Source organism: Rhodosalinus halophilus (assembly GCF_003298775.1).
In the GTDB taxonomy this organism is placed as follows: domain Bacteria; phylum Pseudomonadota; class Alphaproteobacteria; order Rhodobacterales; family Rhodobacteraceae; genus Rhodosalinus; species Rhodosalinus halophilus.
In genome coordinates, this window is sequence record NZ_QNTQ01000005.1 from 95,934 (window position 1) to 116,716 (window position 20,783).

General features: G+C 70.1%; 20 protein-coding genes. 10 read left to right on the plus strand and 10 right to left on the minus strand.

Annotation, left to right across the window (positions count from 1 at the left end):
* Positions 1-4 precede the first annotated feature (4 nt).
* Positions 5-637 (plus strand): maleylacetoacetate isomerase, encoded by a 633-nt coding sequence (maiA, locus tag DRV85_RS05675; RefSeq protein ID WP_113288480.1) that lies wholly within the window; start codon positions 5-7, stop codon positions 635-637.
* Positions 638-715: 78 nt separating this feature from the next.
* Here maiA and DRV85_RS05680 read toward each other — a convergent pair whose 3' ends face one another.
* Complete coding sequence (locus DRV85_RS05680) at positions 716-1,120, minus strand: RidA family protein (RefSeq protein WP_113288481.1); 405 nt, start codon at positions 1,118-1,120, stop codon at positions 716-718.
* Positions 1,121-1,269: 149 nt separating this feature from the next.
* Between DRV85_RS05680 and trxA the strand changes: the two genes are divergently transcribed.
* The 3 genes from trxA to DRV85_RS05695 are packed head-to-tail and all read left to right on the plus strand — an operon-like array spanning position 1,270 to position 3,073.
* Positions 1,270-2,187, plus strand: coding sequence for a thioredoxin (gene trxA / locus DRV85_RS05685; protein ID WP_113288482.1), 918 nt, complete (start codon positions 1,270-1,272; stop codon positions 2,185-2,187).
* Between the two features lie 26 nt (positions 2,188-2,213).
* On the plus strand, positions 2,214-2,864 hold the full coding sequence (locus DRV85_RS05690) for an LON peptidase substrate-binding domain-containing protein (protein WP_113288483.1): 651 nt from the start codon (positions 2,214-2,216) through the stop codon (positions 2,862-2,864).
* Positions 2,865-2,872: 8 nt separating this feature from the next.
* Positions 2,873-3,073, plus strand: a complete 201-nt coding sequence (locus tag DRV85_RS05695; protein WP_113288484.1) for a Trm112 family protein — start codon at positions 2,873-2,875, stop codon at positions 3,071-3,073.
* A 66-nt stretch (positions 3,074-3,139) separates the two neighbouring features.
* Here the strand turns inward: DRV85_RS05695 and DRV85_RS05700 are convergent, their stop codons facing one another.
* Positions 3,140-4,354 (minus strand): FAD-dependent monooxygenase, encoded by a 1,215-nt coding sequence (locus DRV85_RS05700; RefSeq protein ID WP_113288657.1) that lies wholly within the window; start codon positions 4,352-4,354, stop codon positions 3,140-3,142.
* 82 nt (positions 4,355-4,436) lie between these two features.
* Between DRV85_RS05700 and DRV85_RS05705 the strand changes: the two genes are divergently transcribed.
* The 4 genes from DRV85_RS05705 to DRV85_RS05720 all read left to right on the plus strand — a co-directional run bounded on the left by DRV85_RS05705 (position 4,437) and on the right by DRV85_RS05720 (position 10,751).
* On the plus strand, positions 4,437-5,765 hold the full coding sequence (locus DRV85_RS05705) for an amidase (protein WP_113288485.1): 1,329 nt from the start codon (positions 4,437-4,439) through the stop codon (positions 5,763-5,765).
* Between the two features lie 141 nt (positions 5,766-5,906).
* On the plus strand, positions 5,907-7,085 hold the full coding sequence (locus tag DRV85_RS05710) for an aminotransferase class I/II-fold pyridoxal phosphate-dependent enzyme (protein ID WP_113288486.1): 1,179 nt from the start codon (positions 5,907-5,909) through the stop codon (positions 7,083-7,085).
* A gap of 16 nt (positions 7,086-7,101) precedes the next feature.
* Entirely contained in the window at positions 7,102-10,014 is a 2,913-nt protein-coding gene (locus tag DRV85_RS05715; RefSeq protein ID WP_113288487.1) for a DNA translocase FtsK, read from the plus strand.
* A 131-nt stretch (positions 10,015-10,145) separates the two neighbouring features.
* Entirely contained in the window at positions 10,146-10,751 is a 606-nt protein-coding gene (locus tag DRV85_RS05720; protein WP_113288488.1) for a LolA family protein, read from the plus strand.
* A gap of 10 nt (positions 10,752-10,761) precedes the next feature.
* Here DRV85_RS05720 and DRV85_RS05725 read toward each other — a convergent pair whose 3' ends face one another.
* Entirely contained in the window at positions 10,762-11,340 is a 579-nt protein-coding gene (locus DRV85_RS05725; RefSeq protein WP_113288489.1) for a transglycosylase SLT domain-containing protein, read from the minus strand.
* A gap of 227 nt (positions 11,341-11,567) precedes the next feature.
* Here DRV85_RS05725 and hspQ point away from each other — a divergent pair, with 227 nt between their 5' ends.
* Positions 11,568-11,894, plus strand: a complete 327-nt coding sequence (gene hspQ, locus DRV85_RS05730) for a heat shock protein HspQ (protein WP_113288490.1) — start codon at positions 11,568-11,570, stop codon at positions 11,892-11,894.
* A 9-nt stretch (positions 11,895-11,903) separates the two neighbouring features.
* On the opposite strand, the gene DRV85_RS05735 is transcribed toward hspQ, so the two are convergent.
* From DRV85_RS05735 to DRV85_RS05745, 3 genes are all read right to left on the minus strand, one after another.
* The gene (locus DRV85_RS05735) at positions 11,904-13,478 is read right to left on the minus strand and encodes a gamma-glutamyltransferase family protein (protein ID WP_113288491.1); all 1,575 of its coding nucleotides are present in this window, start codon (positions 13,476-13,478) and stop codon (positions 11,904-11,906) included.
* Between the two features lie 228 nt (positions 13,479-13,706).
* Positions 13,707-14,168, minus strand: coding sequence for an ATP-binding protein (locus tag DRV85_RS05740; RefSeq protein ID WP_158540107.1), 462 nt, complete (start codon positions 14,166-14,168; stop codon positions 13,707-13,709).
* A gap of 55 nt (positions 14,169-14,223) precedes the next feature.
* Complete coding sequence (locus DRV85_RS05745; protein WP_113288493.1) at positions 14,224-14,559, minus strand: STAS domain-containing protein; 336 nt, start codon at positions 14,557-14,559, stop codon at positions 14,224-14,226.
* A 92-nt stretch (positions 14,560-14,651) separates the two neighbouring features.
* Here DRV85_RS05745 and DRV85_RS05750 point away from each other — a divergent pair, with 92 nt between their 5' ends.
* Positions 14,652-15,824, plus strand: coding sequence for a thiolase family protein (locus DRV85_RS05750; RefSeq protein ID WP_113288494.1), 1,173 nt, complete (start codon positions 14,652-14,654; stop codon positions 15,822-15,824).
* 88 nt (positions 15,825-15,912) lie between these two features.
* On the opposite strand, the gene DRV85_RS05755 is transcribed toward DRV85_RS05750, so the two are convergent.
* Genes DRV85_RS05755 through leuS form a run of 4 tightly spaced genes read right to left on the minus strand, consistent with a single transcriptional unit; the run spans position 15,913 to position 20,668 of the window.
* Positions 15,913-16,509 carry a glutathione S-transferase family protein gene (locus DRV85_RS05755; RefSeq protein WP_113288495.1) on the minus strand — a complete coding sequence of 199 codons (597 nt, stop codon included), beginning with the start codon at positions 16,507-16,509 and terminating at the stop codon, positions 15,913-15,915.
* 49 nt (positions 16,510-16,558) lie between these two features.
* Entirely contained in the window at positions 16,559-17,587 is a 1,029-nt protein-coding gene (gene holA / locus DRV85_RS05760; protein ID WP_113288496.1) for a DNA polymerase III subunit delta, read from the minus strand.
* The gene (gene lptE, locus DRV85_RS05765) at positions 17,584-18,090 is read right to left on the minus strand and encodes an LPS assembly lipoprotein LptE (protein ID WP_113288497.1); all 507 of its coding nucleotides are present in this window, start codon (positions 18,088-18,090) and stop codon (positions 17,584-17,586) included. The genes holA and lptE overlap by 4 nt, the downstream gene beginning before the upstream one ends.
* Complete coding sequence (leuS, locus tag DRV85_RS05770) at positions 18,077-20,668, minus strand: leucine--tRNA ligase (protein ID WP_113288498.1); 2,592 nt, start codon at positions 20,666-20,668, stop codon at positions 18,077-18,079. The genes lptE and leuS overlap by 14 nt, the downstream gene beginning before the upstream one ends.
* Positions 20,669-20,783 lie beyond the last annotated feature (115 nt).

Below are 20,783 nucleotides of genomic sequence, written 5' to 3' on the forward strand. Positions count from 1 at the left end.
CGCGATGACGCAGACGGTGCTTTACGACTACTACCGGAGCTCGGCGAGCTATCGCCTCCGCATCGCGCTCAACCTCGCGGGGGAGGACTACCGGCAGGTGCCGGTGGACCTGCCCTCGAAGGAGCACAAGACGGATGCGCACCTCGCGCGCAATCCGCAAGGGCTCGTCCCCGTGCTCGAGATAGACGGCCACCGTTTCACCCAGTCGCTGGCGATCCTCGACTATCTCGACCGGACGCGCGGCCTGGGCCTTTTGCCCGTGGATCCGGCCGAGCGATGCTTCGTGCAGGCGGCCGCCCACGCCATCGCCGTGGACATCCACCCCGTCTGCAACCTGCAGGTCGCCTCCTACGCGGTGAAGATCACCGAGAACCCGGAGATGCGCCAGCAGTGGATGCAGCGCTTCATCGGCCCGGGCCTCGCCGCCTTCGAGCAACTGCTCGCCCGGTGGGAGCAGGCGCCCTACTGCACGGGGGATCGAATCACGCTTCCCGACATCTGCCTGATGCCGCAGCTCTACAACGCCGAGCGGTGGGAGGCCGATTACTCCGACTGCCCGCGGATCCTCGCGGCGAAGGCGGCGCTCGACGCGCATCCGGCCTTCGCGGCCGCCCATCCGGATCGCCACGCCCCCTGAAGAAGATCTTTCGTCCGAAAAACCCTCGGACGGCGGGGACGGACCGCGGCGATTTTCCGTTCGAATAATCGCCTGTGATCAGGGCAGAGCCGCGGTCGCCTCGATCTCGATCAGGAACTCGGGCAGTGCCAGTGCCTGCACGCCGATCCAGGTGTTGGCCGCAGGCGTGACATCGCCCCAGAAGTCGGCCAGCGCCGGGACCACGAGGCCCAGCTTCTCGGGCGTGTGATCCACCACATAGGTGCGGATGCGAACGATGTGCTCGGGGCCGGCGCCGGCTTCGGCCAGCACGGCCCGGAGGTTGGCGAGCGCCTGCCGGGCCTGCGCGGCGAGATCGCCCTCGCCCACCACATTGTAGTCCTTGTCCCAGGCCACCTGCCCCGCACAGTGCAGCAGACGTCCCGGCGCGCTCTCCACCGCGTGGGAAAAGCCATAGGCGAGCGAATCGTAGAGGTCGCCCGGATTGCGGCGCGTGGCGGTCATGGCAGTCCCTCGGCAAAGCGTCCCGTCAGCCTATGCCGTGACTTGCCCCTGCAGCAAGCCCGCACGTACATCGACAGGGTCGCGGCCTTGGAACCGGTGGCCTCCGGGTCCATATACCGGCCAAGTTTTCGGGAATCGAGGTGACAGCCATGATCGAACTGGGCGGAGCGAAACAGGCGGCGCCTGACGGCGAGCTGATCAAGGACACGTCCGAGGCCACCTTCATGCAGGACGTGGTGGACGCCTCGCAGCAGGTGCCGGTCATCGTGGACTTCTGGGCGCCATGGTGCGGGCCGTGCAAGCAGCTGGGCCCGGCGCTCGAGTCGGCCGTGACCGCAGCGCGCGGCGCGGTGAAGATGGTCAAGGTCAACGTGGACGAGAACCAGATGATCGCGCAGCAGCTGCGCATCCAGTCCATCCCCACGGTCTACGCCTTCTGGCAGGGCCAGCCGATCGACGGTTTCCAGGGCGCGCTGCCGGCCTCGCAGATCAAGGAGTTCATCGACCGCGTCGTCCAGGCCGCCGGAGGCGAGGCCTCGGGAGGGCTGGACGAGGCCGTCGAGGCGGCCGAGGCGATGCTGGCGGAGGGAGCCGCGGCCGACGCAGCGCAGACCTTCGCGGCGATCCTTGGCGAGGACGAGCACAACGCCGCCGCCTATGGAGGTCTGGTGCGCGCGCACATCGCGATGGGCGATCTGGATCAGGCCGAGGCGATCCTGAACGGCGCACCGGCGGAAATCTCGAAGTCGCACGAGCTCGAGGCCGCCGCGGCGCAACTCGCGCTCGCCCGCCAGGCCGAGGGCGCGGGCCCCGTCGCCGACCTGCGCGCGCGGGTCGAGGCCGATCCGAACGACCATCAGGCGCGCTACGACCTCGCGCAGGCGCTCTATGCGCAGGGCGACGCAGCGGGCGCGGTCGACGAGTTGCTGGAGCTCTTCCGGCGCGACCGCGAATGGAACGACGGCGCGGCGAAACAGCAGCTCTTCACCATCTTCGACGCGCTCAAACCGAACGATCCGGTGGTGCTCAACGGTCGGCGGAAACTCAGCTCGATGATATTTGCCTGAGGGGCGCTGCGGGCTAGCTGATGCGAATGTTGAAAGCCGCCGATCTGCCCGAGACGATCCCGGTCTTTCCGCTGCCCGGGGCGCTTCTTCTGCCGCGGGCGCGGTTGCCGCTGCATATCTTCGAGCCCCGCTATCTGGCCATGCTCGAAGACTGCATGAAGACGCGCGAGCGCCTGATCGGCATGGTGCAGCCCTGCCCGCGCCCGGGCAGCGACACGCCCGAGTTGCAGCGCATCGGCTGCGCGGGCCGGCTCACGCAGTTCTCCGAGACGGAGGACGGCCGCTACATGATCACGCTGACCGGCATATCGCGCTTCCGCGTCCTCGAGGAGGTGGAGGGCTTCACCCCCTACCGCCGCGCCAGGGTCTCCTGGGAAGGCTTCGAACAGGATCTTGGCCACACCGAGGCCGACCCGGCGTTCGACCGCGAGCGCTTTCTGGGGCTGCTCGGGCGCTACTTCGAATCGCGCAACCTCTCCACCGACTGGGATTCGCTCAAGCAGGCAGAGGACGAGCTACTGGTCAATTCGCTCTCGATGCTGCTGGACTTCGCGCCCGAGGACAAGCAGGCCCTGCTGGAGGCGCCGAGCCTGTCCACCCGGCGCGAGACGCTGGTGACGCTGATCGAGTTCACCCTGCGCGCGGGCGAGCGCGGCAGCGGCGGGGCGGTGCAGTGAACGAGCGCATGGCCCCCGAACCGGACCCGCAGGCAGGGCACGGCTTCGACCGCAGGATGCTCGAAGCGCTGGTCTGTCCCGAGACGCAGGGCACGCTGGAATACGATCCCGTGCGCCAGGAACTCACCTCGCGCGCCGCGGGCCTCGCCTACCCGATCCGCGACGGTATCCCGGTGATGCTTGTGGACGAGGCGCGACGGCTCGACTGACACGACTGCCTCATGCCGCGGCCTGCTCTTGCCGGTCGATCTTGTGCCTGAGCGTTCACGGAAGTCTCAGCGCATCAGCGCCGGCAGGTCGCCTGTCAGCCCCGCGGCCTCGCGGATGAAGCCACGGCGCAGGCGCGGCAGATGCGCCACCGCGCCAAGACCCAGATCCCGGCCAAGCCGGAGGATCGGGTTGTCGTTCGAGAACAGGCGGTTGAAGCCGTCGGTCGCTGCCGCCAGCGCTGCGGTGTCGAAGCGGCGCCAGCGCGCATAGCGCGCGAGCACGTCGGGCGCGCCGATGTCCTCGCCGCGCCGCGCGGCCTCGTCCACGACCTGCGCCAGCGCCGCGACATCCCGGAGCCCGGCGTTCAAGCCCTGCCCCGCGATGGGGTGCACGCGATGCGCGGCGTCGCCTGTCAGCGCGACGCGCGCTGCCGCGAAGTCCTGCGCGACGCTCAGTTCGAGCGGGTAGGTGTAGCGCGCGCCGGCGAGCCCGATCTCGCCCAGGAAATCCCCGAAGCGCGGCCGCAGCGCCGTGAGATAGCCGGCGTCGTCGAGCGCCTGGATCGCCTCGGCCCGGTCGTCGCGCTCTGTCCAGACGATGGAGGAGCGGTTTCCCGGCAAGGGCAGGATGGCAAGCGGCCCCTCGGGCATGAAGAACTGATGCGCGATGCCGTGATGCGGCGTCTCGTGCTCCAGCGCACAGACGAGCGCCGTCTGACCGTAGCGCCAGCCCGTCCGCCGGATCCCCGCCCGCTTCGCGGTCTCGCTCCGCACGCCGTCGCAGCCCACCAGCAGCGCACCGCTGAGCCTGCGGCCCGAGCCGAGCGTGGCCGTCACAGCGCCCGCTTCCGGCGCCTGGCCGACCACCCGTTCGCCGTCGAGATGCGTGATGCGCGGCTCCGCCTCCACCGCCGCGAGAAGAGCGCGGCGCAGAAAGCGGTCCTCGATCATGTGGCCCATCGGGCCTTCCTCGATCTCGGCGTGGTGGAACTCGAGCCAGAGCGGCGAGGGCCCCTCACCCGCGCGGCCGTCGCTCACCTTGATCTCCAGGATCGGCTGGGCGTGCTCCGCGATCGTCTGTGCCAGCCCGAGCGCGCGCAGCATCCGGACCGACGCGAGCGCCAGCGCGTAGGAGCGGCCGTCGAAGTCCTCGGCGGCGCGAACGGCGGCGGGGGCCGGGTCGATCAGCGCCACGCTGCGCCCGGCCCGCGCCAGCGCGAGGGCGAGGGCGGTGCCCGTCAGCCCGCCGCCGGCAATGAGGATCTCGGCATCGAAGGTCATGGGCCGACATATGCGCGGCGCGGCGGGATTGTCCATGCGCCGCGGCGCCGCTACCGTCCCGCCCGACCAAGAGGAGGGGCGGATGCAGGACTGGCTTCGGATGAGCGCGGCGGCGCTCGGGCGCGGCATCGGAGCGGGCGAGATCGAGCCGGTCGCACTGACCGAGACCATTCTCGAGGCGGCAGACGCGCACCCGCTGCGCGACCGAATCTATGCCCGCCTGACGCCCGAGCGCGCCCGGGCCGAAGCGCGCGCCGCGTCGGCGCGCGCGCGGCTGGGGCTGCGCCGCTCGGCGCTCGACGGCGTGCCGGCGAGCTGGAAGGATCTCTTCGACACGGCGGGCGTCGCCACCGAGGCGGGAAGCGCGCTCCTGCGCGGCCGGGTGCCGGCGCGCGACGCCGACGTGCTGCGCAACGCGACCCTTGCGGGCCTCGTCTGTCTCGGCAAGACGCATCTCTCCGAGCTCGCCTTCTCGGGGCTGGGCTACAATCCGATCACCGCGACGCCGCCCTCGGTGACGAACCCCGATGCGGTTTCGGGCGGCTCCTCCTCCGGCGCGGCGACGAGCGTGGCCTTCGGGCTCGCGCCCGTGGCCGTGGGCTCGGACACCGGCGGCTCGGTCCGGGTGCCGGCCGCCTGGAACGACCTGGTGGGGCTGAAGACGACCGCGGGGCGCGTGCCGCTGGGCGGCGTCGTGCCTCTGGCGGCCCGGTTCGACACCGTGGGTCCGATCGCCCGGACCGTCGAGGACGCGGCGCTTATGCTCGCCGCCCTCGAGGGGCGCCCGGCGCCCGACCTGCGCGGCGCGCGGCTCGAGGGCGTGCGCTTCGCCGAACTGCGGACTATCGCCTTCGACGATCTGCGTGCGGCGCCGCGCGAGGGCTACGCACAGGCGGCCGAACGGTTGCGCACCGCCGGTGCCGAGATCGTCCCGATCGAGGTTCCCGCCCTCGAAGGTCCGATGGGCGACTCGGCTCTACTCTACACCTCCGAAGCCTATGCGGCCTGGCGGGAGGTGATCGAAGCGAACCCCGAGGCGATGTTCCCGGAAATCCTGGAACGGTTCCGCGGCGGCGCCGGGACGCTCGCGGCAGATTACCTTGCGGCCTGGGAGCGCATGATCGCCGCCCGCCGCGCCTGGGCCGAGGCGACGGCGGGCTTCGACGCCGTGATCTGCCCCACCGTCGCCAACACGCCGCCCAGGCTCGACCGCCTGAAGACCGACAGCGACTACTACCGGACAGAGAACCTGCTGACTCTGCGCAACACGCGGATCGGCAACCTGATGGGGCTGCCCGCGCTCACGCTGCCGGCGGGCGTGCCGGCGACCGGCCTGCAGATCCTCGGCCGGCCGATGGGCGAAGCGGCGTTGCTCAGGCTGGGCGCGGCGACGGAGGCGGCGCTCGACTGAGGCGGTCCGTTCGGCGGGCCTATGGCGCGGCCGCCACAACCCTGTGGCGTCGCGGTCTTTTTCTGGACGGGGCCGGGGCGAGTTTGTATCTTCGCAACCGAAACGGGGCGCGACGACCCCGGTCTTGAGGCAGTGCAGGCAATGTTTCCCGAGCGGTTCGGCACCCTACCGCCCTATGCGTTCCCGCGTCTGCGGGCTCTGCTCGACGGCCATGCGCCGGGCGGCGAGGTCGTGCAGATGGCGCTTGGCGAGCCGCAGCACCCCTTTCCCGACTGGGTGAGCGAAGAGATTGTCGCGCACGCGTCCGAGTTTGGGCGCTACCCCCCGAACGACGGCACGCCCGAGCTGCGGCAGGCCTGCGCCGAGTATCTCGGCCGCCGCTACGGCGTCGAGATCGCCCCCGAGACGCAGGTCATGGCGCTCAACGGCACCCGCGAGGGCCTCTACAACGCCGCCATGGCGCTGCTGCCCTCGCAGAAGTCCGGGCAGCAGGCCGCGGTGCTGATGCCCAATCCCTTCTACCAGGTCTACATGGTCGCCGCGCGCTCGATCGGGGCGGAGGCGGTCTTCGTCCCTGCCACGCGCGAGACGGGCTTCCTGCCGGATTTCGCAGCGCTGCCCGAGGATCTGCTGGCCCGCACCGCCGCCGTCTATCTCTGCTCGCCGGCCAACCCGCAGGGCGCAGTGGCCGACGCGGTCTATTGGGACCGCCTGATCGGCCTGGCGGAGCGGCATGATTTCAGGATCTTCGCCGACGAATGCTACGCCGAGCTCTACCGCGAGACGCCGCCCACCGGCGCGCTGGAGATCGCGGCCGCCCGCGGCGCGGATCCGGAGCGGGTCGTCGTCTTTCATTCGCTGTCCAAACGATCCAGCGTGCCGGGCCTGCGCTCGGGCTTCGTCGCGGGCGGACCGGAGAGCCTGAAGCGCGTCAAGCAGCTCCGCGCCTATTCCGGCGCGCCGCTGCCGCTGCCGATTCAGCGCGCCTCGGCCAGGCTCTGGGCCGACGACGACCACGTGGAAGAGAACCGCCGCCTCTACCGCCGCAAATACGCGATGGCCGACGAGGTGCTGGGCGATCTGCCGGGCTACACCGCGCCCGAGGCGGGGTTTTTCCTGTGGCTCGAGGTGGAGGACGGCGAGGCTGCGGCGCTGCGGCTCTGGCGCGAGGCCGGCGTGCGCGTCCTGCCGGGCGCCTATCTCGCGCAGGATGCAGGAGAGGGCAATCCGGGCGCGCCCTTCATCCGCGCCGCGCTCGTCGCTCCGGACGCCGAGGTGCTGCGCGGGCTCCAGGCGATCCGCCGCGTGCTCGAGACATAAAAGGAGAGGGAGACCAATGGCATACCAGGCCCGCGGGCGTGACCCGCTCCTCGACAGCGAGATGGCGGATGCGCTCGAGAAGCGCGGAAAGGAGCTCGTCGGGCTCGCGCTGATCGCGCTCGGAGCGGCGGTCGCGGCCTTGCTGGCCTCGTATCATCCCGACGACCCGAGCTGGATGGCGGCCACCGACGGGCCGGTGCACAACTGGCTCGGCCGCACCGGCGCCACGGTCGCAGCGCCGCTGATTCTCGTCGTCGGCCTGGGCGCCTGGGGCATCGCGGCGGTGACCTCGGCCTGGGGCCTGCGGCTCTTTCTGCATCGGGGCGAGGAGCGCGCGCTGGGCCGCGTGGTCTTTGCGCCGATCTGGATCGCCGCGCTGTCGGTCTATGCGGCGACGCTGGTGCCGGGCGATGGCTGGACTCATCCCTTCGGCCTGGGCGGCTTTTTCGGCGACACGGTGGTGGCGGCGATGCTGACCGCGGCGCCGCTCGGGCCCGGCCTGGGGCTCAAGCTGGTCTCGGCGGGCATGGCGCTGGCGCTGGTGGCGATGGGCGCCTTCGTGCTCGGATTCTCACGCGCGGAGCTACGGGGTATCGGCCGCTTCGTCGGACTGGGCGTCGTTGTGGTCTACGCAAGCCTGATCACCCTGCTGAAGAAGGCTGCGCGGCTCGTGGCCAATGCCGCGAGGCTCCTGGCGCACGGCATGCAGGCGGGACGTGAAGGGCTCGCAGCACGGGCCGAGGCACGGGCGGCGGCGCGCGCGGAGGCGGCCGAAGAGGCGCGCGCCGCCACGCTGGTGCGCCGGGGCGACGCCCCTGACACTCGCGCGCCGGCGCAAAGATCAGGGGGCCTGCTTGCGCGGATGCCGGCGCTCGTCGGCCGCCCCGAACCGATGCCCGAGCCCGAGCTCATCGACCGCGGGGAGCCGCAGTTCGAGCCGGAGATGCCGGGCGAGGGCAGGATCCGCGCGCGTATCGCCGACGCGGTCCGTGCCCGCGCCATAAAGGGCGGTGTCGCCAATCCGCCGAAGGAGGCGCCGCTCACCCGCGGCCGCGGCCGCGGGCCCGATCCGCTGGTGCTCGACACCTCCCGCCCGCGGCGGGAGCCGCCGCTGACCGCAGCCGGCGGACTCGCGACTGCGGCCGAGCCGCCGCTGACGGCCGCCCATGCCGCGCGCCCGGAAGACGACGATCAGGGCTTCGAAGAGACCGAGTGGGATGCCGCCACCGCATGGCGCGCGGCCGAGGCCGAGCATGACCCGGCGCCCGCCTCTCAACCTTCGCCGCGTCCGCGGCTGCCCGTGGCCGAGCCGCCGCGCCCGAAGGTCGAGGCCCCGCCGCGCAAGGCCCCCCCACCCTCGCGCCGTGCGCGGGAAGAGGCGCAGCCGGCGCTTCGCTTCGCCGAACCGGAGGAGTCTGCCTACGAACTGCCGCCGCTCGCCCTGCTGCGGAACCCGGATTCGATCGAGCGTCACTACCTGAGCGAAGAGGCGCTGGCTCAGAACGCCCGGATGCTCGAGAGCGTGCTCGAGGACTACGGCGTGAAGGGCGACATCGTGAGCGTGCGCCCAGGCCCCGTGGTGACCATGTACGAGCTCGAGCCGGCCCCGGGGCTCAAGGCCAGCCGGGTGATCGGCCTCGCCGACGACATCGCGCGGTCGATGTCGGCGCTCTCGGCGCGCGTCTCGACCGTTCCGGGCCGTTCGGTGATCGGGATCGAACTGCCCAACGACAAGCGCGAGATGGTGCTCCTGCGCGAGATCCTCGCCTCGCGCGACTTCGGCGACGGCACGCAGAAGCTGCCGCTCGCGCTGGGCAAGACGATCGGCGGCGAGTCGGTGGTCGCGAACCTGGCCAAGATGCCGCACCTGCTGATCGCGGGCACCACCGGCTCGGGCAAGTCCGTGGCGATCAACACCTTCATCCTGTCGCTGCTCTACAAGCTCACGCCGGACGAGTGCCGGCTCATCATGATCGACCCCAAGATGCTGGAACTCAGCGTCTACGACGGGATTCCGCATTTGCTCTCGCCTGTCGTCACCGACCCCAAGAAGGCGGTCGTCGCGCTCAAGTGGGTCGTGGGCGAGATGGAGGAGCGCTACCGCAAGATGTCGAAGATGGGCGTGCGCAACATCGACGGATACAACAGCCGCGTCGAGGACGCGCAGGCCCGGGGCGAGATGTTCCGCCGCACGGTGCAGACCGGCTTCGACGACGAGACCGGCGAGCCGGTCTTCGAGACCGAGGAATTCGCGCCCGAGAAGATGCCCTACATCGTGGTCATCGTGGACGAGATGGCCGACCTGATGATGGTCGCCGGCAAGGAGATCGAGGCCTGCATCCAGCGCCTGGCGCAGATGGCGCGCGCCTCCGGCATCCACCTCATCATGGCGACGCAGCGGCCCTCGGTCGACGTCATCACCGGCACGATCAAGGCGAACTTCCCCACGCGCATCAGCTTCCAGGTCACGTCGAAGATCGACTCCCGCACCATCCTGGGCGAGCAGGGCGCCGAGCAGCTGCTGGGTCAGGGCGACATGCTCTACATGGCCGGTGGCGGACGCATCTCGCGCTGTCACGGCCCCTTCGTCTCGGACGAGGAGGTGGAAGAGATCGTCAACCACCTGAAGGCCTTCGGCGAACCCGACTACGTCTCTGGCGTGGTCGAGGGGCCCGACGAGGACCGCTCGGGCGACATCGACGCCGTTCTTGGCCTAGGCGGGAACACCGACGGCGAGGACGCGCTCTACGACCAGGCGGTGCAGATCGTGGCACGCGACCGCAAGTGCTCGACCTCCTACATCCAGCGCAAGCTGGGCATCGGCTACAACAAGGCCGCGCGGCTGGTGGAGCAGATGGAGGATCAGGGCGTGGTCAGCCCGGCCAACCACGTGGGAAAGCGCGAGATCCTGCTGCCTGAGCCGCAGTGAGGCCGAGCGCCCGGGCGCCCCTGCAGCGACTTCGGCGGAGTTTCGCGCAGGGCCGGCCTCGCGCCGTCCCGTCGCGGCAAAGTGAGCGCAGGGGTGATGCGCGGCCGGCCCGGCGTGTCTAGATTGGAGTCATGACAAGGACACGCATCTTGCTGGCGGGCGCGCTCGCGCTCGCCGTGGCGGCACCGGCGGCGGCGGAAAAGCTGTCGCTCGGGGCGATTTCGGATTATCTCAACGGCCTGCGTACCGTCGAAGGCGCGTTCACGCAGATCAACGCCGACGGCACGATCCAGACCGGCACGGTCTATATCAGCCGGCCCGGAAAGGTGCGGTTCGAATACGACCCGCCGGAGGAGACGCTGGTGCTCGCCTCGGGCGGCGCGGTGGCGATCTTCGACCCCAAGGGCAACGCGGGGCCGGAAACCTATCCGCTCGACCGCACGCCGCTCAAGATCATCCTCGCCGAGAACGTCGATCTCACGCGCGAGCGCATGGTGACCGGCCATGCGCATGACGGCACCTCGACCGTCGTGACCGCGCAGGATCCCGAGCATCCCGAATACGGCAACATCCAGCTCGTCTTCACCGGGCCGCCCGTGGAGCTGCGCCAGTGGCGGGTGAACGACGATCAGGGCGGCCCGACCACCGTGGTGCTGGGTGACGTGACCGTGGGCGGGCGCCTGCCCGACAGCCTGTTCAACATCCAGCTCAACACCGAGCAGGAAACGCGCCGGTAGGCCGTCGCGCTCACCTGCAGGTGGCGAGCTGCGCCTGATAGCGACGGGAACGCTCTTCCACGTTGTCGGCGACGCGCAAGAGCCATGATTTCGCGTTGTAGCTGCCGCGCGCGAATCCCGCGTGACCCTCGTGATAGGCAAGGTACTGGTTGCGCGCATCGGAGAGCGGTATGCCGTTGCGCTCCCGGGAGAGCGTCATGTACCACCCCATGAAGTCCGTGGCGTCACGGATATCGTCACGGCGCGCGCGGCGATTGCCTGTCGCGCGCTGATATTCCTCCCAGGTGCCGTCCAGCGCTTGCGAGTATCCGTATGCTGAACTCTGCCGCCCCATGGGCAACACCCCGAGCACATAGCGGAACGGCGTGCGCGCGTCGCCGATGAACTTGCTCTCCTGGTGCATGGTGGCCATCTGCACATGCACCGGCACGCCCCAGCGGCGCTCTGCGCGCTGGAAGGCGCGGTAGTAATGCGGGCGCTCGCGCGCGATGGCGCAGGCGTCGTCGAGATTGCGCGGGGCGGAGTAGTTGCCTCCGCCGCACGATCCGACGACCAGCGCCGTGAGGAGCGCGATCAGGAGTCTGCTCATCTGCCTCTCGTTCGTTGCGAACGTCTTGTCTGCTGCCCGGTCGTGGCGCCGGATTTTCGGACAGTGTAGCGCATCGCGGCGTCGGGGGAAATTCACGTTTTGCAGCCGACGGAACCGGGGCGCGCCACTGTCAGTTCACGCATCACACACTGTTTCCCGACAGTTAAGGCCCCTTGCATGGACAACACCCCGCCGGCAGCGCTACAAGGGATCGGGGGCTATAAGAGATGCGCATGACACGTGCAAAATATTGTCTTGGCCAAGTGGTGCGGCACCGGAAGCATCCGTTCCGCGGCGTGATTTTCGATGTCGATCCTCAGTTCAACAACACCGAGGAGTGGTATCAGGCCATTCCCGAGGACAGCCGTCCGGCCAAGGAACAGCCTTTCTACCATCTGCTCGCGGAGAACGAGCAGAGCTTCTACGTGGCGTATGTGTCGGAGCAGAATCTTGTCGCCGACTATTCCGGCGAGCCGGTCGATCATCCGGACATTCCCGAGCTCTTCGGCCCGTTCGAGGACGGCCACTATCCCCTGCACGTCCAGTTGAACTGAACCGACCTCTCAGTAGCCGAGCGCGCAGCCGTCCTTTCGGGGATCCGACGCCCCCTCCAGGACGCCTGAATCGCGAATCATGATCGCCTGCCCGCCTCCGAGCGGACGCTCCGGCGTGACGACTTGGTGGCCCAGCGCCTCGAGCGCCCGGCGGGTCGAGTCGGGATAGCCGCGCTCGAGCTTCAGCACACCGCCATCGGCAAAGGCCCGCGGCGCGTCGAGCGCTGCCTGCGGATCCATCCCGAAATCCGCGATGTTCGAGAGAAACCGCGCGTGTCCCGTGGGCTGGTAGCCGCCGCCCATCACGCCGAAGGGCATGGTGACGCGACCGCCCTCGCGCAGCATGGCGGGAATGATGGTGTGCAGCGGCCGCTTGCCGGGGCCGTATTCGTTCGGATGCCCCTGCTCGAGCGTGAAGCCGGCGCCGCGGTTATGCAGGAGAATGCCGAATTTCTCCGACGCGATGCCCGAGCCAAAGCCGTGGTAGATCGAGTAGATGAGCGAGACGGCCATGCGGTCCCGGTCCACGACGGTGATGTAGACCGTGTCGCGGTGGATGGCCTCGGTCAGCGCCGCGGGATCGGGAAGCACGGCGTCGGGCCGGATCAATGCGGCGAGCCGGCGCGCGGTGGCGGGATCGGTCAGCTTCGCCGCGTCCGCATGCGCCGGATCGGCGAGGAAGCGATTGCGCGCATCCTCGGCGAGCTTCCAGGCCTCGGCCTCGAGATGCGCGCGCTCGGGCCCGAGCGGGTCGAGCGCGGCGAGATCGAACTGGGCGAGAATCTGCGCAAGCAGGATGGCCGCCGCGCCCTGGCCGTTGGGCGGATGCTCGACGAGTTCCCGGCCACGATACGACCCGGCGATGGGGGCGGCGGGCGTCGCCTCCGCGCCTGCGAAATCCTCCGCCGTGTGCACGCCGCCCCGGGCGGCCAGCGCGGCCAGCATGTCCTCGGCGATCTCGCCCTCATAGAACGCGCGGCGCCCCTGGCTGGCGAGACGGCGCAGCACCTCCGCCTGCGCCGGAGCGCGAAACAGCGTGCCGGGCGACGGCGCCCGGCCGCCTGGAAGGTAGTGCTCGCGCGCCGCGCCGCTCAGGCGGTCCGCGTCGCCTGCCCAGTCCATCGCCACGCGCGGCGCCACCGGAACGCCGCGCTCCGCGGCGTCGATCGCCGGCGCGAGCAGCGCGTCGAGCCCAAGCCGCCCCTCGCTCTCGGCGAGGTGGCAGAAGGCCTCGACCGCCCCGGGAATGGTGACCGCCTCAGCCCCGTCTTCGGGCACGGCGTCGAGCCCGCGGTCGCGCAATGCCTGCGCGTCGGCCGCCCCGGGCGCGCGACCCGACCCGTTCAGCGCCTGCACCTTATCGCTCCCCGGCGGCGTCCAGAGCACGAAGGCGTCGCCACCGATGCCGGTCATGTGCGGCTCGCAGATGCCGAGGATCACCGCGCCCGCGATCGCGGCATCCATCGCGTTGCCGCCGCGGCGCAGGATATCGATGGCCGTGAGCGCGGCGAGGGGGTGCGAGGTGGCACACATGCCCCGCGTCGCGAAAACGGGGGATCGTCCGGGAATCTGGAAGTCGCGCATCGGGAGCTCCTGCAAGCCAGGCATGTCCTAGGCGCGGCGCCCGGCGGGTGCAATCGGATGTGGCAGGGGAGAAGACCTCGGTGCCGCGCACTGGGTGGGGGCTATTATCGACGCGGCACCGAGGGAAGCCTATGCAGCTACAGCTCCGTTTGTCGCGAGGCAATCTGGCTGGCATGCGGAGTCAATTGGGCGTTTTCGCGGCATCCCTTCCCGCCCGGCTTCCGCATCTCAGGCGCCGTCGGCGCCCTGGCAGGCGAAGCAGAGAGCCAGTTCGTTGCGCCCGTGCGCGCGCCGGTAGTGCAACGCGCAGGTGAGCGCATGCACGATGCCCCAGCCGAACCCGCCCTCCGGCAGGTCGGCCAGGGGAACAGCCAGATCGGGCCCGGTTCCGTCCGGCAAGAGCAGACCGGGCATCGGGCGCCCATCGTCGCTTACGCGGATGGCGAGGCCTGCATTCGTGCCGCAGACCGAGATACGGATCGCGGTGCGCCGGCCGGAAGGACCGGCATGCTCGACGATATTGTTCAGTACCTCGGCGAGCGCGATCTCCACGGAATCGATCACGTCCTCGAGGTTGCCGGCCGAGTGACGCTCAAGGCAGCCGCGCAGCCGCGCGAGCGCAGGCCGGATCTCGGACTGACGCCCGCGGCATGTGAACTCGATCAGCGGCTCGCCGCGCGGAAGTGGCATCGTGCTGGAGGCCGGCGGGGCGGCAGGCGGAGACGGAACATGCTGAGCGCGCGTGTCATTCGGCATCCGCGGAGATCGCGGCCTCCGCGCAGGGGTGAATCGTGAAGATGCTGTCGATCCGGGTCAGGCGGAACACCTTGTCCACGGCAGGGGTGAGGCCCGCCAGCTCCAGACTGCGCCCTTCCATCTGCTTCATCGTCGCGACGATGGCGCCGAGCCCGCTCGAATCGATGAAGCAGACGTGGCTGAGATCGAGCACGATCCGTTGCGGCGCGTCGGCGTTCTGCTCGCGCATCCGGTCCTTGAAGCGGATGGCCACGGCGGCGTCGATGCGGTCCTCCAGCACCGTCACGATGCGGCTTCCATCGGCATCGCGGCTCTCGAGCTTCATCGCGGGACTCCCAACTCGCTCTGCGTCCGAGGCACTCTGGACCGCAATCCTTACCATCCGGTATGCAGAGCCGACGACAGGAGGGCGGAGACATGGCCGAAGTTGTGATCGCGGGGGCGGCGCGCACCCCGATGGGCGGATTGCAGGGGGCGCTGTCCGGCGCGACAGCGGCCGAGATGGGCGGCGTCGCGATCGGCGCGGCGCTGGATCAGGCCGGCCGCCCGGTGGTGGACGAGGTCGTGATGGGCTGCGTGTTGCCCGCAGGCCAGGGCCAGGCGCCGGCGCGGCAGGCAGGCTTCGCCGCCGGCCTCGGAGAGGAGGTGCCCGCCACCACGCTCAACAAGATGTGCGGCTCCGGCATGAAGGCGGCGATGGTCGCGCACGACCAGATCGCGCTGGGCCAGGCGGACGTGATCGTCGCGGGCGGCATGGAGAGCATGTCGCGCGCGCCCTATCTGCTGCCCGCGATGCGCGGCGGGGCGCGGATCGGCCACCAGCAAGCCGTCGATCACATGTTCCTCGACGGGCTGGAGGACGCCTACGACAAGGGCCGGCTGATGGGCACCTTCGCCGAGGACTGCGCCGAGCACTACCAGTTCACCCGCCAGGCGCAGGACGACTATGCGCTGGGCTCGCTGGAAGGCGCGCTCGAGGCGCAGAAGAGCGGCGCCTTCGCGCGCGAGATCGCGGCCGTGACCGTGAAGGGACGCAAGGGCGACACGGTCGTGGAGAGCGACGAACAACCCGGGCAGGCGCGGCCCGACAAGATTCCGCAGCTGAAACCCGCCTTCCGCGAGGGGGGCACGGTGACGGCGGCCAACTCATCCTCGATTTCCGACGGTGCCGCCGCGCTCGTGCTGGCCGAGCGCGGCCGCGCGGAGGCTTCCGGCATGTCCCCTCGCGCCCGGATTCTCGGACATGCGAGCCACGCGCAGGCGCCCGGCTGGTTCACGACAGCGCCGGTGCCCGCCGCGCAGAAGCTGCTCGAGCGGATCGGCTGGAGCCTGGGCGACGTCGACCTCTGGGAGGTCAACGAGGCCTTCGCCGTGGTTCCCATGGCCTTCATGCGCGAGATGGGTCTGCCCCGGGACATCGTGAACGTGAATGGCGGCGCCTGCGCGCTGGGTCACCCGATTGGCGCCTCGGGCGCGCGGATCATGGTAACGCTGCTCAACGCGCTGGAAACACGCGGTCTGAAGCGAGGCGTCGCTGCGATCTGCATCGGCGGCGGCGAGGGCACGGCCATCGCGATCGAACGGCTCTGAGCGGAGCGGCGATTCTTCGTGCGAAAAATCGCCGCAATGATCGCGCCGACTCCGAAGATTCTTCGGACGAAGAATTCTCTCCGCCCCGTCACGCAGCCTTCGCCATTTCGGCGACCCTGCGGAAGGCCGGACGCGCGCGCATCCGCCGGAGATACTCGGCGAAGCGCGGCTCCTCGGCGGGAAAGCCCGCCGCCTTCGCCCAGCCGCCGCAATGGGCCAGCAGGATGTCGGGCACCGTCGGCTCCGCCCCGGCGAGGTAGTCTGCGGGCAGGTCGTCCATCAGTCGCTCGATGCTGTTGGCATACTCCCATTTCAGGCTGTCCTTGACCTGCGGAACCCGCTTGTCTTCGGGCAGCACGAAGCTGTGGCGCGCGGCCGTCCAGAGCGCACTCTCGATCTCGTCCAGGATACGAAAGGTCATCGCGTCCTGCCGCGCGCGCGAGATCGTGCCGGCGGGATGGGTCATCTGACCGTGCTTGTCGGCGAGATAGGTGAGGATCGCGGTCGAATCGGTCAGCACAGCCTCGCCCTCCAGCAGCACGGGAATCTTGCCGGACGCGTTCAGGGCGCGCACCGCCTCCGAACGCGGCGGCTCGGGTCGGTGCTCATAGGGCTGCCCGAGCTCCTCGAGCATCCAGATCACGCGGAAGGCGCGACTCTTCAGATCGCCGATCACGGTGTACATGCCGTCTCTCCCTGTTTGCGGAGCCGAGGCCCGTGGCTCCGCGCTTCCTTCAACGCCGCCCGCGAAGCCGCGAAAGTCGCAGCAGCGTGCGTTCCATCACCGCCATCTGCGGCGCGGTCTGGTTCGCCGACCGCAGCGCGCGGTCGGTGTCGGCGAGAAGCTGCAAGGCCGTCTGCAGCCGGGCGGCTCCCCAGTCGCGGGCCTGCTTTTCCATCCTGTCGCGGCGCGGCCCCCAGACCGGCGGGCGCAGGCGCGCGATGCCCTTCCCGGGCCCCTCGGGGTCGGAGGCCGCACGGTAGAGCTGACGGAAATGCCGGCCCGCCGCGATGGAAAGACGCACGGGTGTGACCCCCTGCGCGGAAAGCCGCTGCATCAGCGGGCCGATCTCGCCCTCGCGCGCCTCGGCCGCGGCGTGGACGACGTCGTCGGCCTCGGCCTCGGTCGAGGCGGGTGCGAGCAGGCCAACCTCTTCCGCCGAAAGCGGCGTCTCGTCGTCGAGCTTGTAGAGCGCGAGCTTCTCGAGCGTCTGGCGGAAGTCGCCGGGCTCGAGGGTGCGGCCCAGCGCGAAGAGCGCGTCGAGCGCCGGGCCGGAGGCACCGGCGAGCCCGGCCCGTGCAAGCTCTGCCTGAATCTCCTCGCGGCCGGGCGGGTCGTCGTAGATCGCGGCGGCGCGCGCGCTTCGGTGCCCCTCGAAGAGCTTGCGCAGCTTCGACGCGGGCTTGAGCTGCCCCGCGGTCACGACGATCTGCGCATCGCCCGGGCGCCAGTCGCCAAGGGCAGCTGCGATCGTCTCGGCCTGGGAATCGCCGGCCTCTTCCACGAGCGCGACACGCGGGCCGGGAAAGAAGCTCTGCGCCTTGACCGCGTCCATCAGCGCGGCCGGGTCGCGGCGCAGGTCGGCGCCGGCGATCCGGGCGAGCCGCATTTCCGCCTCGCCCTGCGGCCCGATCAGCGCGGCCACCGCCTGCTGTCGGCGATGCGCCACCCGCATCGGATCGCCGCCGTAGAGCAGCAGGCCCGCAGCCTCGGGATCGGGACGCGCGCAATAACCAGCGACTTCGCGCGCCGAGAGCTTCATGCCGCGGGCAGCTCCCGCGCCGCGAGCAGCAGCCGCTCCACGAGCTGATCGGCCAGCAGCGTGGCGAGCCGCGCCTCCGCGTCGCGTTCCGCCGCGCGTGTGGCCAGGGTCGAGCCGGTCGCGGAATAGCCGGTGAAGGCCTCCACGCGCCCCTGTGCAACGGGCGGCGCCTCCGGTGCGGCGTCGGCCGCGCGCAGCCGCCAGTCGGCCGTGCCTGCATAGTGATAGCGCGTGGTGCGGCCGTCGGGCGTGGTGCCGAGCGAATCGCGCGTCACGCGCAGCGGCGCCTCGAGCCGGTAGCGCGGCGCGGGCGCGGGGCCCAGGCGTTCCTCCAGCCGCCGGACAAAGAGGTATTCGGCACGGCTGTCGGGCACCGGCATCGCGACCTGCCCGGCAATCGCGCCGCCCCCGCCGCCGGGGGCGTGGACCGGGGCGAAGCCGCAGCCGGCCGTCAGCGCCGCGGCGCCGAGGATCAGCAGGCGGCGGCGGTCAGAGCACCACATTCACGATCCGGCCGGGCACGACGATCACCTTCTTCGGCGCGCCGCCGTCGAGCGCGCGCACGACAGGGTCGCTTTCCAGCGCGGCCTTTTCAACCTCTTCCCTGGGCAGGTCGCGCGGCACGGTGATCTCGCCCCGGCGTTTGCCGTTGATCTGGATGGGAAGGGTGATCTCGTCCTCGATCAGCATCGCCTCGTCCGCGACGGGCCAGGGCGCGTCGAGGATCAGGCCCTCGTGGCCGAGCATCGCCCAGAGTTCCTCGGCGAGATGCGGGGTCATCGGCGACATGAGCTGCGCGAGGGCGCCGGCGGCCTGGCGTTTGGCCGCGCCGCCGGCCTTCGACTTGGCCAGCGTGTTGGTGAAGGCGTAGAGCCGCGCGATGGCCGCGTTGAAGCCGAAGCTTTCCACACCGCCGGTGACCTCGTGGATCGTCTTGTGCATCTCGCGCAGAAGCGCCTCGTCGGCCTCTTTCGAGCCCTCCTCGGCGGGCATCGCCGCGATCTCGGAGACGATTCGATGGACGCGGGAGAGATGTCGGTGCGCGGCCTCCGCGCCGGCGGCGGTCCATTCCACGTCGCGCTCGGGCGGGCTGTCGGAGAGCACGAACCAGCGCACCGTGTCGGCTCCGTACTGCGCGATGATCGTCATCGGATCGACGACGTTCTTCTTGGATTTCGACATCTTGGCGGAGGGGACGACCTCCACCGGCTGGCCGGTTTCCTTCAGGACGTGTCGTCCCTCCCGGCTCTCCACCTCCTCGGGGAAGTGATAGACGGGCCGGCCCTGGGCGTCCGTCGTCTGGTAGATCGCGTGCGTCACCATCCCTTGGGTGAAGAGCGCGTCGAAGGGTTCCTTCGACTTCTCCGGCAGGTGGCCGCAGATGTGCATCGCCCGGGCGAAGAAGCGCGAGTAGAGCAGGTGCAGGATCGCGTGCTCGATGCCGCCGATATACTGGTCGACGTTCATCCAGTAGGCGGCTTCCTCGGGGTCCGTCGGCGTGTCGGCGCGCGGCGCGGTGAAGCGCGCGTAGTACCACGAGCTGTCCACGAAGGTATCCATCGTGTCGGTCTCGCGCCGGGCGGGCTTGCCGCAGGCGGGGCACGCGGTTTGCGCCCAGCTCGGGTGACGGTCGAGCGGGTTGCCGGGCACCGAGAAGTCGATCGGCTTGCCGTCCTCGTCGTAGGGGAGAAGGACGGGCAGGTTCTCCTTCTTCTCCGGCACGACGCCGCAATCGTCGCAGTGGACCACCGGAATCGGGCAGCCCCAGTAGCGCTGGCGCGACAGGCCCCAGTCGCGCAGGCGATACTTGGTCACCCCCTGCCCCACGCCGTTCTCCTCGCAGAAGCGGATGGCGGCCTCGACGGCCTCCTCGCCGGTCTGCTCGGTCTCGCCGGCGAAGCCGCGGATGTAGATCACGCGCTCGGTCTTGGGCGGCACGAAGGCCGGCCCGCCGTCCTCGGCGAGAGGGTTGCCGTCGTCCTCCACCGGCGCGAAGGTCGAGATCACCGGCAGGTCGTATTTCCGGGCGAAATCGAGGTCGCGCTGGTCATGCGCCGGGCAGCCGAAGATCGCGCCGGTGCCGTAGTCCATCACGATGAAGTTGGCGATCCAGACCGGCAGCTCCCAGCTCGTGTCGAAGGGATGGCGCACGCGCAGGCCGGTGTCGTAGCCCTTCTTCTCGGCGGTCTCGAGCTCCTCCTCGGAGGTGCCCATGCGCCGGCATTCGGCGTTGAAGGCGGCGATCTCGTCATCGTGCCGCTCGAGCGCGCGGGCCAGCGGGTGGTCCGGCGAGACGGCCACGAAGCTCGCGCCCAGCAGCGTGTCGGGCCGGGTCGTGTAGACCTCGATCCGGTCGTGGCCCTCGGCCTCCTCGACCAGCGAGAAGGAGAACTGCAGGCCGCGGCTCTTGCCGATCCAGTTGGCCTGCATCGTCTTCACCTTGGCGGGCCAGTCGTCGAGAGTCTCCAGCGCCTCCAGCAGCTCCTCGGAGAAGTCCGAGATGCGGAAGAACCACTGCACCAGCTCGCGCCGCTCGACCGGGGCGCCCGAGCGCCAGCCCTTGCCGTCGATCACCTGCTCGTTGGCGAGCACGGTCATGTCCACGGGATCCCAGTTGACCACCGCCGCCTTGCGGTAGACGAGGCCCTTCTCGAGGAAGTCCAGGAAGAGCGCCTGCTGCTGGCCGTAATACTCCGGGTCGCAGGTGGCGAACTCCCGGCTCCAGTCGATCGACAGGCCCATCGGCTTCATCTGGTCGCGCATCTGCGCGATGTTGGCGTAGGTCCAGTCCTTCGGATGCCCGCCCGACGCCATCGCGGCGTTCTCGGCCGGCATGCCGAAGGCGTCCCATCCCATCGGGTGCAGCACGTTGAAGCCCTGCGCGCGCTTGTAGCGCGCCACCACGTCGCCCATCGTGTAGTTGCGGACGTGCCCGATGTGGATACGCCCCGAGGGGTAGGGGAACATCTCGAGGACGTAATATTTCTCGCGCGCCGGATCGTGGCGCGCGGAAAAGGCGCCGGCCTCGTTCCAGGCGGCCTGCCATTTCGGTTCGATCTCGGCGGGCGCGTAACGCGACATCTGCGGTCCCCAGGCTTGCCGTCCCGATTGCGTTCCGGGTGATAGGCGAGCCCCGGCCCCGGGTCCAGTCTCGCCCCGAAAAAAGGCGCATCGAGGAAACGGTTGGCGACCGCGC